The organism is Saccharopolyspora pogona (genome assembly GCF_014697215.1).
Lineage (GTDB): Bacteria > Actinomycetota > Actinomycetes > Mycobacteriales > Pseudonocardiaceae > Saccharopolyspora > Saccharopolyspora hattusasensis.
The window spans coordinates 3460693-3475086 of record NZ_CP031142.1 but is presented as its reverse complement, the minus strand read 5'-3'; the positions used below and the strand labels follow the sequence as shown (position 1 = coordinate 3475086).

The 14394-nt window shown below is 68.5% G+C and carries 11 protein-coding genes; 10 read left to right on the top strand and 1 reads right to left on the bottom strand.

From position 1 onward, the window contains the following. The first annotated feature begins 63 nt into the window (after positions 1–63). Entirely contained in the window at positions 64–1491 is a 1428-nt protein-coding gene (locus DL519_RS15840) for an amidohydrolase family protein (RefSeq protein ID WP_190815913.1), read from the top strand. 125 nt (positions 1492–1616) lie between these two features. Here the strand turns inward: DL519_RS15840 and DL519_RS49995 are convergent, their stop codons facing one another. Next, positions 1617–2117: a transposase domain-containing protein gene (locus DL519_RS49995; protein WP_397545054.1), complete on the bottom strand. Its 501-nt coding sequence runs from the start codon at positions 2115–2117 to the stop codon at positions 1617–1619. Between the two features lie 57 nt (positions 2118–2174). On the opposite strand from DL519_RS49995, the gene DL519_RS46505 reads away from it, so the two are divergent. The 9 genes from DL519_RS46505 (at position 2175) to DL519_RS15795 (ending at position 14332) form a co-directional block, all read left to right on the top strand. Further along, positions 2175–2678 carry an alpha/beta hydrolase gene (locus DL519_RS46505; protein ID WP_223839064.1) on the top strand — a complete coding sequence of 168 codons (504 nt, stop codon included), beginning with the start codon at positions 2175–2177 and terminating at the stop codon, positions 2676–2678. Continuing rightward, positions 2651–2902 (top strand): hypothetical protein, encoded by a 252-nt coding sequence (locus DL519_RS46500; RefSeq protein ID WP_223839063.1) that lies wholly within the window; start codon positions 2651–2653, stop codon positions 2900–2902. The genes DL519_RS46505 and DL519_RS46500 overlap by 28 nt, the downstream gene beginning before the upstream one ends. Positions 2903–3047: 145 nt before the next feature. After that, positions 3048–3284: a hypothetical protein gene (locus DL519_RS15825; protein WP_190815910.1), complete on the top strand. Its 237-nt coding sequence runs from the start codon at positions 3048–3050 to the stop codon at positions 3282–3284. A gap of 67 nt (positions 3285–3351) precedes the next feature. Further along, entirely contained in the window at positions 3352–3537 is a 186-nt protein-coding gene (locus DL519_RS15820; protein WP_190815908.1) for a hypothetical protein, read from the top strand. 669 nt (positions 3538–4206) lie between these two features. Next, positions 4207–5262 (top strand): radical SAM protein, encoded by a 1056-nt coding sequence (locus tag DL519_RS15815; protein ID WP_190815906.1) that lies wholly within the window; start codon positions 4207–4209, stop codon positions 5260–5262. Between the two features lie 115 nt (positions 5263–5377). Then, entirely contained in the window at positions 5378–5986 is a 609-nt protein-coding gene (locus DL519_RS15810; RefSeq protein ID WP_190815904.1) for a nucleoside deaminase, read from the top strand. 209 nt (positions 5987–6195) lie between these two features. Continuing rightward, on the top strand, positions 6196–7764 hold the full coding sequence (locus DL519_RS15805; RefSeq protein WP_190815902.1) for a carbamoyltransferase C-terminal domain-containing protein: 1569 nt from the start codon (positions 6196–6198) through the stop codon (positions 7762–7764). Further along, complete coding sequence (locus DL519_RS15800; RefSeq protein ID WP_190815900.1) at positions 7761–10913, top strand: non-ribosomal peptide synthetase; 3153 nt, start codon at positions 7761–7763, stop codon at positions 10911–10913. The genes DL519_RS15805 and DL519_RS15800 overlap by 4 nt, the downstream gene beginning before the upstream one ends. Further along, entirely contained in the window at positions 10910–14332 is a 3423-nt protein-coding gene (locus DL519_RS15795) for an AMP-binding protein (RefSeq protein WP_190815898.1), read from the top strand. Before DL519_RS15800 ends, DL519_RS15795 begins: the two co-directional genes overlap by 4 nt. Positions 14333–14394: the final 62 nt, after the last annotated feature.

Genomic DNA, 14394 nt, shown 5'->3' with positions numbered 1-14394 from the left:
ACCGAACGGGATCGCTTGAGGACGGCATCCGATTGCCCGCCGCACGGAGAGGAGCACTCGGCCATGCGCACACTGATCGAGAACGCTGCCGTGGTGACGATGGACGACGTTCTCGGCGACTTCGAACGAGCCGACATCCTCGTCGAGGGCGGTGTCATCGTCGAGATCGGGCCGAACCTCGACGTCGGCGACACCGAGCGAATCGACGCCTCGTCGATGATCGCCATGCCGGGCATGGTCGACACCCATCGACACACCTGGCAAACCGGGCTCCGGGGCATTCTGGCCGACGGGAACATCCTCGACTACCTGAGGGGATTCCGGCTGCAGATGGCGACGAAGTACCGCCCGCAGGACATGTATGCGGGCAATTACCTCGGTGGCCTCGATTGCCTTAACTCGGGGGTGACCACGGTGGTCGACTACTGCCACAACATCGTCACCGGCGACCACGCGCACGCCGCGGTCGCCGGACTCCGCGACGCGGGCGTGCGCGCGCTGTACGGCCACGGCCTCCTGCCCATCACGTCGAACACGTGGTCCGAGACCAAAGGCGGGCTGGACGAGTCGGTGGAAGAAGGCGACTTCGCCCGGCGGGCGCGACTGGCGCGGGAAATCCGCGCCCAGTACTTCACGAGCGAGCAACAGCTGCTGCGCTTCGGCATCGCCCCGCAGGAACTAGCCATCGCTCCCTTCGGGGACGTCAAGCAGGAATTCGAGCTGGCCCGCGAGCTCGGCGCACGCATCACGTTCCACTCCAACCAAGTCATCGCGCGCAACCTGTTCAAGGACATCGAGGCGCTGCACGCCCACAACATGCTCGGCAGCGATCTTCTCCTGGTGCACGGGACATTCAGCACTAAGAACGAATGGCACCTGCTGCGCGGTACCGGCACCATGATCTCGGTTTGCGCCGAGACCGAGATGCAGATGGGCATGGGATTCCCGGTCATTCGTGAGGCTACCGAGAACACGCCCGGGCCAAGCCTCGGCATCGACTGCACGAGCAGTACCGGAGGCGACATGATTTCACACGCACGGCTCGTCCTACAGGTGACCCGATGGAGGGACGATCAAGAAGACTACGCGCGGTCGACACTGCCCACGGTCATGCGGTGGAAAACGCGCGACGCCTTGCGGTGGCTCACGGTCAACGGTGCCCGCGCCGCGGGCGTCGACGACGTAACAGGAACCCTGGCACCGGGCAAGCGGGCCGACATCGTATTGCTGGACATGTCAGGCATCAGCCAGGCCGGTTGGAACCGCCACGACCCTTGTGGCGCGATCATTGCGCAGACCAACTCGGGCAACGTGCACACGGTGCTGGTCGATGGGCGGGTGGTCAAGCGGGACGGCCGGCTGGTGCACGTCGACGTCAACGGAGCGCTTGCAACGCTCGCGGAGTCGCACGGCCATCTCTACGACCAGATGGCCCAGCACGGCGGATTCATCCCGCAACCTCCCGCCGATCTGCCGGTGTTCAACCGCTGAGAACCAAGCCAGCAGGCACAGCGCGACCCCGCGCACGATCAGTCGTACGTCGCGACGAGCCTGGCGAGATGGCTGGTTCGCTTCCACGATGAACAGCGGCGGTCGTAGTAGGCGAAGGCCGTGTTTCATCGTCGGTGGTGATGGTGATGTCGGCTTCGATGACCCGGACGGTCTCGCCTTTGATCTGGTGGGGTTTGGGCGGTTTGTGGCCGCGTTTGCGGTTGCGGGCCACGTTGCGCCGTCAGGCGCGGGCGTCGGCCAGGTCGTCGAGTTGGGACAGCTAAGAGCCGTCGCGAAGCGGAATCCGTACCCGCCCTGCGGTGACGGCCGAAATGGTGTCGGTTGGAGGGGGTGTCGGCCACCTCGATCTCCGTGCCGTCCCAGGCACATACCCGCAGGCCGAACGCATACGACCACGCCGCACGCCGAGCCGGCAGCCACTCGGTCATCCGGGCGAACAGCACCTCCAGCGGCACCGCTCCGATCCGGTCCCGCAGCTTGGTCAACGCCCGCGAACAGGGCAGGCGCCACTCGAGCCCGCACAGCCGGGCCAGCCGATCCCACGGGATCATCGCCCGCAGCACCGACGAACACGATCTCGTGCGCTGCAGGCATAAACCGAGCACGACATACACGCCCAACCGGGACGGCGCCCTGCCCCTGGCGAGAATCTCATCCGCCCTGTGAACCAGCAGATCGCCGAGCAGGCGACCGAGGACGCGTCGCTGATCACGGTGCACCCCAACGGGGTTCGCAGCTGGTACTCGAACTGGGTCGATCCCGGTTCCCTCGGCCCGCAGAACTGGGAGACCTTCCACCTCGACCAGGTGCTCCCGCTGATCGACGCGAACCTGCGGACCATCCCGACCCGCGAAGGCCGGGCGATCGTCGGGCATCCGATGGGCGGTTTCGGCGCGTTCCACTACGCCGAGCACCGGCCGGAGCTGTTCAGCTACGTCGGCAGCTTCTCCGGTGGTCTGGATCTGCTCAACCAGGCGCAACGCGCCGCGGTGATCGCCACCTCGGTGCTCCCGGAGTCGGCATGCCGACGGTGGCCCCCGAGGCGATCTTCGGGTCGCCGGTGTGGCCGCTGGACGGGGTATGGAACGCGCAGAGCCCGGCCCAGCACGTCGAATCGCTGCGCGGCATGGGCGTGGCCATGTACACCGGCAACGGCGGCGACCTGACCGACAACACGCCCCAGGCGGTCGTCGAGAAGGTCGCTCGGGACACCAACCTGGTGACTTCCGCCAACCTGACCGCCACCGGAATCCCGCACGACTTCATCGACTACGGGGACGGGAGCGGGTGGGCGCCGGGCTGCACCGGCAAGCACGCCTCGGTGCCGTGCCTGCAGGCGAACATGGACCATTTCGTCGGCCTGATCATGCAGCGGCTGCAGCACCCCTGACCACATCACCACTGGGGGTCCGGTCGGTCGGGCGTGGGGGATGCCCGGCCGACCGGAGCGATTTCCGAGCCACGACTTGGAAGGGAACGACATGGCCGGCGATTGCCGGTACTGGTGCGGAGAGTGCTCCTACCGGACACCGTGGTTGACCGAGGCGGAAGTCGCCGAGCGACAGAAGCAGCACTTCGCCGAACAGCACCCGGAAAAACCGCTCAGCGGGCGCGTCGAGTTCCGGGAGAAGAAGAACGACGGGGTGGGATGCCTGGCGGTGGTCGCGATCCTGCTCCTGGTCCTGGCTATCGCGGCCATCTGCCGGGCCCGGCCGGGCGAGCCGGTGCGACCACCGCGATCAATCGGAGTTCAAGCGGTTTTCGACGGATGAGCAGTTCCCAGGTGCCTTGCTGCAGACCCGCCGAGCCGCTCGGGAAGCGCAGCGAGGAGTGTCGAAGATGCCGCAGATCTACGTCCGAGTGACGGGTGGAGCGATCCGGACCGCGTTGGTCCTGCTGATGCTGGCCCTCAGCGGGTTGGCGCTGGTGTGGCTGCTGGTCGGCCCGGAACTGGCCATCGGGCTGGGTTTCGGCCTGATCGCGCTGGTGCGCGGTCTGGTCGCGTTGTTCAAGCCCGGCGACTGATGCCCGACCTCGAAGCTCTCACCCAGCTGTCTACTGTAGACGAAAGATGTGTCGCTCTCGCACGCGCTGACCCGCCGAACGTGCGGTCTCTGGGAAATGAGTGATCCGGCTAGCTAGGACGATAGTGTGAATCTTCTTGCAACAAAGGTCGTCGTTATTTCATGATTGAGAGGTTGTCCGCCCCGGTCGAGGAGGATTGCGACACGCAACGATCACCAAACGTCGCCTTGATGTCGCTGTGGATCCACAAGCAGGAAGAACTGTGTTGACACTTTACTGATTCACATGCGGCGTCAGGATGAGCCTCAGCGCCGCCGACGAGGTCGGCCTGAGCGGTTCGGCGAATTCGACTTGGTGTGACTCCTGTCGTTCGCCGATTGAGACTCTCTTCCGCCACAGCGGCATGTGCCGCCCAGAATGGGCGCTGACCGCTGCTGTCCAGGATCACAGATCGCGCATGGTGCGGGTTATGACCCTCCCGCCGCGGGGGTCTGTGGCGTGCTCGTCGAAGCGGCTGAGCACGGGATTTCGTCTTGGCTTGATACGACTTTCCGCTTTTCTGAGCTTGTCGCACGTTTCCGGACACTCTTCCGCTGACTACCGAAAGCGCTGCTGCTGCGTAACGCTGCTGCACCAGCGGACCCAAAATTTTCGCAGAAAGAAGGAAGTATGACCGTCGCGCTCGACGAATTTCTCGGCGAGCTGTACCGCAGCTTCGGGCCCCCGAAACAAATGGGCGAGTCCGCGCCGGCTTCTGATAGGCCTCACTTCTTCCTGCACCGGAACTTCCTGGGGGAGCAGGATCTGGCGATCCTGTTCAACACCAAGCGGTGCCGGTACCAGTGCAAGTTCTGCGCGCTGCCGTTCAAGTCCTCCCGCGAGTGGGTGCCGGAGGACCAGGTGCTCGCCCAGTTCAGGTACGTGCTGGAGGAGGACAAGCACGCCTTGGGGGTGCTGGAGCGGGTGACCATCGCCAACGAGGGCTCGGTGTTCGACGAAACGACCTTCCCCGCCGAGGCACTCACCCAGATCACCGCGGCCACCCGCAAGCTCCCCCGGGTGCGCAAGCTCGTGCTGGAAACCCGGTTGGAGTTCCTGACCGTCGAGCGACTGCAGGAGATTGCTGAGAACAGCGGCAAACAGCTCGACATCCTCACCGGTTTCGAAACCGTCACGGAGGACCTGCGGGAACGCGTGCTGGGCAAGCGCGAGCCGTTGGAGGCCTTCCTGCGCGGACTGGACGCGGTGGCGACGGCTGGGTGCGAGCTGACCTCCTACGTGCTGTTCAAGCCAGATCCGGCGATGACCGACGAGCAGGCGTGGGGCGAGGCGGAGAAGGCGATCGACTACCTGCATGAGCATTGCGCTGCGCGCGGCGTGCCGATGACCGTCCGGCTCAACCCGATGTACGTGGCCCGCGGGACTCAATGGGCGCGCCGAGCCGAGGAACTGGACGGTTACCAGCCTCCGCGGTTGTCGGACATCGTCGCGCTGGCTGAGAAAAAGCGGGCGGAAGGTATCCCGGTGTACCTCGGCCTCACTTCCGAGGGCCTGTCCGACGAGGAGAAGACCTACCGGGCCCGCGAGGATTTCACGCGAGGGCTGCTCAAGCACGGGATCGTCATGAACGGTGACGGCTCGGTCAGTCCCCGCCAGCACTTGCTGCCGATCACCGAGTTCAGTTCCGGGTCCGGCGGTGCCGATCCGGTGCTGGAGCGCAAATGAACGGTACGCCGACCTGCCCTCGCAGGAGTTGTCCGAGCATTCCGTCGGCCCCCGCAACCGGTCCGTCCCCGGCGCAGGACTTGCGCCTGTCAACGAGAACGGCTGGGTGAGGCGGATGGACGAGGCGTTCGAGCGCGGCCGCGTGCTGCTCGCCGAATTGGAGCCGATGGGCGGCCAGGTCGCCGAGCTGGCCAAGCGGCTGGCCGCGGACGAGGGCTCACCGGACAACGAGCAAGACCCGTGGGCTTGGCTGTCCTGCGTGCTCGGGCTGGTCTCGGCAAGCGAGGGCAACTACGGCGTCGGCGCGGTCGTCGTGCGCGGCAGCGAGCTTGTTTCCGACGGCCGGAACAGGTTGCTGAGACCTCGGCTGAACACGTCCGCGCACGCGGAGGCGCAGGCACTCGACGCGTTCGAGGCGCAGTTCGGGACCCTGGCGGCCGGACACGGGACGGTGCTCTACACCTCGCTGGAGTGCTGTCCGATGTGCACGGTCCGGTTGTTGAACTCGGGCATTCGTACGGTCCGGTACCTCGCGCCGGACCAGGACGGCGGCATGGTCACTCGAATGGATGGCCTGCCTCCGTACTGGCAGCGGCTGGCCGCTGGACGGGAACCGCGACAGGTCTTCGAACCGGCCGACTGCTCGCCCGGGCTGGCGCAGCTCGCTGCAGACGTCTTCGCCGCGACCGAAACGCGGCTGAACGACGAAGTCGTCCGGTCCTGATCACGCAGCATTCGGACGGCGGTGCTGGCGTCGGAAGTGCGAGCACCCCGCGCCGCGGTGATGCGCGAGCACTGAAGACGTGGCGTGCGAAAGCACGGAGATCCCGGAACGAGGAACGCCATGACTCCGGACCCCCATCAACCGAGCACCTCGACCCGACCGGACGAAGTCGTGCAATCCGATCCAGACCACCGAGGAGCTGATCTCGCTTGCTGATCCTGTCGTTCAAGGAAGGCCACGACGGCGCGGTCGCCGCCATCGAGGACGGACAACTGCTGTTCTCCATGGAGGCCGAGAAGGACTCCTACCCCCGTTACGACCGGCTCACCGCCGAGTTGTTGCTGCGGGCCGCAGATCGTCTGCCCCGCCACCCCGATGTCGTGGCGGTGGGTGGATGGGTGAAGGGCTGGCACTCCGTCGAGCCGCCGTCGCGCACCGGCTACTTCGGCATCGGACCGGGTTCGGTCACCGACGAACCCGGGCGGTTCTTCGGCCGCGAGACACGGATCTTCTCCTCCACCCACGAACGCTCGCACATCATGACCGCCTACGGACTGGGGCCCGTGGCGATGGGGGAGCCCGCCTACTGCCTGGTGTGGGAGGGCAACATCGGCTCGTTCTACCGGATCGACGAGCGCGGTGAGGTGACCCACCTCAAGCACGTGCTCACCGACCCGGGTAACAAGTACGCGTACATGTTCGCGCTGGCCGACCCGAAGTTCCCGGACCTGCCGGGGCACTTCCGGTTCCAGGACGCGGGCAAGCAGATGGCGTTGACCGGGTTCGCCGAGCAGGGTGCCGTGCTGCCGGAGGAGAAGGAGCTCATCGAGTTCCTGCTCGCCCAGGACGGCATCGTGCTGGGGCTGGCCAAGGGCGACGTGAAGTGGTCGCCGTACCACAACGTCGGAGTCCTGTCGCAGGAGTACAAGAACATCGCGGCGAAGTTCTCCGATGCGATCTTCGCCCGGTTCTACGACTACGCGGCCCAGAACCTCACGGAGGGCCTGCCTCTGCTGATTTCCGGCGGCTGCGGGCTGAACTGCGAGTGGAACCGGCGCTGGGCCGAGTGCGGGCTGTTCCCGCAAGTGTTCGTGCCGCCATGCCCGAACGACAGCGGCTCCGCGCTCGGCACCGCGATCGATGCGCAGCTGCACCACACCGGGACCGCGCACGTCAGCTGGGACGTCTACGCAGGTGAGGAGTTCGTCGAGGACGCGACCTTCGATCCCGCGGTGTACGACGTGCGCCCGCTGGAGGACGCCGCGGTCGCCCGGTTCTTGGAGCAGGGCAACGTGATCGCCTGGGTGCAGGGCCGCTACGAGATGGGGCCGCGCGCGCTGGGCAACCGATCCATCCTCGCCGCGCCGTTCACCCGGGAGACGCACGAGCGGCTGAACACGATCAAGCAGCGCGAGGGCTACCGGCCGATCGCTCCGATCTGCCTGGAGAGCGACGCACACCAGTGGTTCAGCGGGGCGATCCCGGACCCGCACATGCTCTACTTCAGCGACGTGCGCACCGACGCCCTGCCGGCGGTCACGCACGTCGACGGCAGCGCGCGCACCCAGACGATCACGCCGGAGCAGAACCCGCAGATGGCGCGGCTGCTCACCGCGTTCCGGGAGATCACCGGGTACAGCGTGCTGTGCAACACCTCCCTGAACTACTCGGGCCGGGGCTTCATCAACCGCACCAGTGATCTGATCGGCTACGGCGAGAAGCACGGGCTGGACGGGTACTTGGTGAACGGGACCTTCGCCACCCGGCGGCGCTCGTGAGCGCGCCGCCGGCCAGCACGACCTGCATCGCGCTCGCTCGGGCGCAGGCGGTGCGCGAGCCGGGCGCACCGGCGGTGATCTCCGAGCGCGACGGGTCCACACACCGGGTCAGCCACGGCGAGCTGCACGCCCGGGCAGACCGGTTGGCCGCGGCGCTGCTGGCCTCCGGGCTTCCCCGCGGCGCGCCGGTCGCGGTGCTCACCGCCCGGACCGAGTGGGCGATCTCCGCGCTGCTCGGCGTCATGTCGGCCGGGTTCGCTCACTTGCCGCTGACCACGGAATACCCGGTGGAGCGGATCCGGCTGCTGCTGCGGGAAAGCGGCTGCACGGTGGTCGTCGCCGACGAAGCGGGGCGGCAGGCGATGGCGGGCGTCGGCGCATCCGACGGGATCACCGTGCTCACACCCGACCAACCCGATGCGCCCGCGCTCGATGTGGTGCCGGAGCCGGGGGACGTCGCGGCGGTCCTGTTCACCTCCGGCTCGACCGGCACCCCGAAGGGCGTGCAGATCACCCACGGTGGCCTGGTCAATCTGGTTGGCGGGTTGCAGGAGATGCTCTATGCCCCGTTGGGCGGGCGGACCGTCGAGGCCCTGTCCGCCCCGCTGGTGTTCGACGCCGCCCTCCAGCAGACGCTGTCCTGCCTGGCCAATGGGGGCACGCTGCTGTTGCTAGGGGAGGCCGACCGGCGAGATCCGCGGCGCTTCCTGGAGTTGATCGCGCGGCACCAGGTCGGGTTGATCAACGTGGTCACGCCGTTGCTCGGGGCCCTGGTCGACGCCGGGCTGGGGGAGGACTCCGGGCTCGCGCTGCGCCATGTGGTCACCGGTGGGCAGGCCGTGCCGACCGCGGTCGTGCGCCGGCTGCTCAACCGGCCCGCTTGGCGGGATCTGGTGGTCTGGAGCATGTACGGCCCGACCGAGGCCACAGTGGACGCAACCTGCCTGCGCGTGGACCGGGAGACCTCGCTGCCCGGCAACACGCTCGGCCTGGGTGCCGCGCTGCCCGGGGTGAGCGTCGACGTCCGCGATGAGCGGCTTGAGCCGGTCGCACCCGGTGAGAGCGGGGAGATCTGCATTGGCGGCGCCGGGCTCGCCCTGGGCTACCTGCACCCGGACAGACCCGGCGCGGCCGGGTTCACCACAGCCGAGGGGGCGCGGATCTACCGCACCGGCGACCTCGGCCGATTCGGCGCGGACGGCGGATTGCAGTTCCTCGGGCGACTCGACAACCAGTACAAGGTGCGCGGCTACCGCGTGGAGCCCGGCGAGATCGGCAACGTGTTGATGTCCTGCCCGGGCGTGGCCGAGGCCGCGGTGGTGGCCGTTCCGGACGGGATGGGGGACACCGACCTGGTCGCGTTCCACACCGCCGAGGACTCGGTCTCCGACGATGACGTGCGGGCGCACGCGCGCACCCAACTGCCACCGTGGATGATGCCGAGCCGGTTCGTGCGCCGAGCGGAGCTGCCGCACACGCCGAACGGGAAGATCGACCGTGCAGCCCTCGCGGACGAGGCGGCAGCGCTGATGTCCACGGTGTACGACCCCGTGGATGCACTGCCCGAACCGGCCGCGATCGATGCCACCGAGCTCGCCGCGCTCTTCGACGCTGTTCTGGGGACCAGCGGGTTGTCTGCGGACACGGACTTCTTCGCTGCCGGTGGGCACAGCCTGAAAGCGATGCGGCTGGTCAACGCGATCTTCGGGCGTTGGGGGCGCGCCATCCCGCTGAGCACCTTCTACTCCCACCCCAACCCGCGGGAGCTGGCCCGCGCGATCACCGAGCAGGACCAGATCGTCGCGCAGACCGGACTGCCCCGGGCGGCGGAAGCGGTGGACTACCCGCTTTCCCATGCGCAGCAACGACTCTGGACGCTGCACCAACTCGGCGGATCGCTGGCCTACAACGTGCCGATCGTGATGGAGCAGGGCGAGGTGGACCAGCCCGCACTGGAGCAAGCGCTGTCCACAGTGATCGAACGGCATGAGAGCCTGCGGACCTCGTTCACCATCCGTGGGGGAGAGGTCCGGCAGCGGGTGCATGCCGAGGCCACCATCGCGCTGCGCACCGTGGACCTCACCACCGCCGCCGAACCCCGTCAGGCCGCCGAGCAGGTGGTGCGCGACGACAGCGAGACCCCGTTCGACCTGGCCGACGCCCCACTCGGCCGGGCGGTGCTGATCCGGCTGCCGGACCGCCGGAGCTGGCTGGTGCTCACGCTGCACCACATCATCTGCGATGGCTGGTCCATCGTGGTGCTGTCCCGGGAACTCAACGACGCCTACCGGGCGGCCCGCCGCGGCACCCGGCCCGACCTGCCGGAACCACCCGCCCGCTACCGCGACTTCGCAGTCTGGGACCGCGGCCGGGACCTCTCCTCCCGCGCGCCCGGCTGGCGCGAACGACTGGCCGGGGTACCCGACCACCTGCCGCTGCCGGTGGACTTCCCGGGCTCGGGCGAGCAGGAAGTGTTCCGCGGCGGCACCCGCACCCGCACCTTCGACGAGGAACTCTCCGCGCGGCTGCGAGTACTGGCCGCCGACGCCGAATGCACGCCCGCCGCGGTGTTCCTCGGGCTGTTCGGCTGGCTGCTGCACCGGCTGACCGCGCTGGAGGACATCTGCATCGGGATGGGCACCGCCGCCCGTATCCACCCGGACATCGAGCGGCTGGTCGGCTTCTTCGTGAACGTGCTGCCGATCCGGCTGTTCCCCGCCCCGGACATGGATTTCCCGGAGCTGGTCGCGCACACCTCGGCGGCGCTGACCGCGGCGCTGGAGCAGCAGGACTGCCCGATCGACGTGGTCGTGCACGACCTGAACCCCAAGCGCACCGCGGGCACCCAGCCGCTGACCAACGTGATGTTCGCTTACCAGAACTTCGCCGACGTCTTCGGCGCCTCGCCGGAGGCCCCCGGGAGCACCGACGGTGTTGCCGATGAGCTGTTCCTCGACCAGTCCCGGCTGGTCGAAATCCCTCTGGACACTGCCAAGTTCGACCTGACGTTGTACGTGCACGACACGGGCGGCGCGTTGCGCGTCGAGTTCGAGTACGACGGGCAGCTGTTCCGCCCAGGCACCGTCGACCGCTACCTGGCCGCGCTTGAGCGGCTGGCCCGAGCTGTCACATCGGAGGTCCGCGCGTGAAACTGTCCGACATCCAGCTGTGGGAAGGCGACGACGAGCCGGCCAGCGCCGCGAACGCCACCGCCCGCCCGTTCCCCGCCGACCGCACCGTCGGCGAGCTGTTCGCCGAGCAGGTCGCCGCGACCCCCGACGAGGTGGCCGTGGTCGACGGCGGCACCCGGCACACCTACGTGGAGCTCGCCGCGGACGCCGACCTGCTCGCGCGCTTCCTCGTCGACCAGGGCGTCGAACCCGGTGTGCACGTCGGGGTGCTGCTGCGCCGCTCGTACCGGCTGGTCGTGGCGATGCTCGCGGTGCTCAAGGCCGGAGGGGCCTACGTGCCGCTGAACCCCGAGCTGCCCAGCGCCCGGCTGCACTCGCTGATGCGGGACACCCGTCCGCTGGTGCTGATCTCGGAGCGGGACCTGGTCGCCGTGCACAACGATCTGTTCTGGAACAGCGAACCCACCCGAGCCTGCATCTGCGTGGACTCCGCCGACGTGCTCGCCGAGCTGGAGCCTGCGGGTACCCGGATGAGCCTCGAGCTGTGGAACTACGTTGCCGACCACTCCGACGACCCGATCTCGGCGAACGGCTGGCGCAGCCCGCACACCGGGGCGCGGATCAGCGACCAGACGCTGGAGACCTACGTGCGGGCGACCGCGGGGAAGATCGCGGACTACCTGGGACCGGACAATGCGATGCTGGAGATCGGGTGCGGGACCGGCACGACATTGCGCGGTCTGGCACCGAAGGTGGGGCGTTACGTCGGTATCGACCCGGCCGCCGGGGTGCTGCGCTGGGCGGAGCGGGCGCGCGAGGAAGAGGGGCTGGACAACGTCTCGCTGCACGAACTGGGTGCGCTGAACCTCGACGAGCTGCCGCCGGACTCGGACGGGCCGTTCGACGTCGTGGTGTTCAACAGCGTGGTGCAGAGCTTCGGCGGGGTGAACTACCTGCGCACCGTGCTGGGCGAAGCGATCGGTCGGGTCGGTGAGCGCGGCGCGGTCTACCTCGGGCATGTGTGGGACGCCGCCCGCCGTGAGGAGTTTCTCGCCTCGGTGGCCGCTCGGCACCGGGCCGAGCACGGTGGCCGGCCGATGTCGGCAGCGGACGCGCTGTTCGTCCCCGCGGCGTTCTTCGAAGACCTGCCGCACCACTTCCCGGAGTTGTCGGCCGTTGAGGTCACGCCGATGGCGTTCCACGACGAGGAGCTGACCACCTACGCCTACGACGTGCTGCTGCACGTCGACCGCACGGCCACGGCCCGCCGCCAACCTCCACCGGAGAAGATCCAGTACGACACCCGAGCGCTCAACACCCTGGCCGCGGTTCGCCCGCCGGTGAACCGGCACTCGCCCGATGCCACCGCCTACGTCATCCAGACCTCCGGCTCCACCGGCGCCCCCAAGAGCGTCGAAGTGGGAATGCGGTCGCTGGTCAACCTGCTGTGGTGGTACCGGGACGTGTGCGAGCTGCGCACGGGCGCACGAGTAGCGCAGATCATCGCCTGCAGTTTCGACGCGTCGATCAAGAACTACCTGGCTCCGCTGGTCTCCGGCGCGGCCGTGGTGCTCGCACCGGATGCCGCGTACGACCCGCGAGTACTGCTGGAGCTGGTGGAACGCGACGAGGTCACGGTGCTCAATCCGGGTGTGCCCGCTGCGGTGTACCCGGTTCTGGACCTGGCCGCCGCCGACGGATTCCGGGCGATGCGCTCGTTGCTGCACCTGGCGCTGGGCGGTGAGACGCCGGACCTGGCACGGCTGCGGCCGTGGCTGGACTCCGGTGCCTGCCGGGCGAAGATCCACAACATCTACGGGCCCACCGAGGCCACCGACATCGCCTGCGCCGCCGAGATCGACCCGGCCACCGCGACCGATGGCGGACCGGTGCAGATCGGGTTCCCGATCCCGAACGTCACCGCGCACGTGCTCGACCAGCACCTCGTGGAGCAACCGGTCGGGGTCGTCGGCGAACTGCACCTGGCAGGCACCGGGCTGGCCATCGGCTACCTGTCGGCTCTTGAGCTCACTGATGAGAAGTTCACGACGTCTTCGCCGTCACTTCCCGGCCGGCGGCTGTACCGCACCGGCGACCGCGCCCGGCGGCTGCCGGACGGTTCGTTGGTGCTGGTCGGGCGGGTGGATACGCAGGTCAAGCTGCTCGGCCACCGCACCGAGCTCGAAGAGGTGGAGCACAAGCTTCGCGAGCTGCCCGGCGTGCAAGAGGCCGCCGCGGTGGTCCACCCGGCACCCGGCACCGACGAGCTGCGGTTGTGCGGCTACGTCCTGCCCGAACCGGGCGCCGATCCCGACCCGCTCGGGCTGCGCGCAGCGCTGACCCGGTTCCTGCCGGCCGCTGCGGTACCGGCGGACGTCGTGGTGGTCGAGAGCTTGCCGCGCAACGCCAACGGCAAGATCGACCGAAACGCGCTGCCCTCTCCGGAGCAGGCCCGCCGGGCTGCCGCGCGGCCGCCCCGCACCGAGACCGAGCGCGTCCTGCTGCCGCTGTGGCACGAGGTGCTGGCCGACAACACGGTCTCGCTGGACGAGAACTTCTTCGTCGCCGGCGGCCACAGCCTCGGCGCGGCGCTGTTGGCCATCCGGATCCGCGAGGAGCTGCACCGCGACGTGTCCATCGTGGACGTTTACCGGGCCCAGACCGCAGCTGCGCTGGCGAAGCTCATCGACCAGCGCCCGGCGGCCAACAGCCCGCTGAAGCCCCTCGCCGACGGAGAGGGCAACGCGGTGTACTGCTTCCCACCGATCGCCGGGCACTCCTGGGCCATGGCGGGGTTCGCCCAGCACCTCGGGTTCCGCTGCTACGGCTTCGACTTCCCCTTCGACGCTGCTACCGATCCCGTGGAGGAAGCAGCCGGACTGATTACCGCGACCAAGGTGCACGGCCCGCGGTTCCTGGTCGGCTACTCCGCCGGCGGTGTGTTCGCGGCCGCCACCGCACTGGCTCTACGAGATCGCGGCGAGCGCGTCGACGGACTCGTGCTGCTCGACTCCGCGCCCCCGCAACAGCGCGAACCGGCCACCAGCGCCACAGCGGCGACGATGGTGCAGGAGGTGCTCAACGACCCGAACCTCGCTGCGCACGTCCGCCAGACCGGTCGCGAGCGCGTCGCAGCCGTCGTCGAGCGCTACGCCAACTGGTACGCAAACGTGCCCCTCCCACCGGAACTCGACGTCGATGTCCTGCTGCTGCGCGCCGACGGCGATGGCACCTCCTGGGGTGGCTACTGGCAGCAGCTGACCAGCGGAGAGGTCCGGGTGCAGACCGGCACTGGCGGCCACGCTGACCTGCTTTCGGGCACCAACGCGGTCGCCAACGCCGACCCCGTCCGCACCTGGCTCGCGCAGCGCAGCAGCACCACCGACGAAGTTCGCATGATCGGCCCCGGCATCCCCGAGGTCCACGCCGAGCCATAGTCGGGCCCGCCCCCACACCAGTCCCGCCCCGACCGGTTCGGGGCGCTACGAAACGTGCGCTT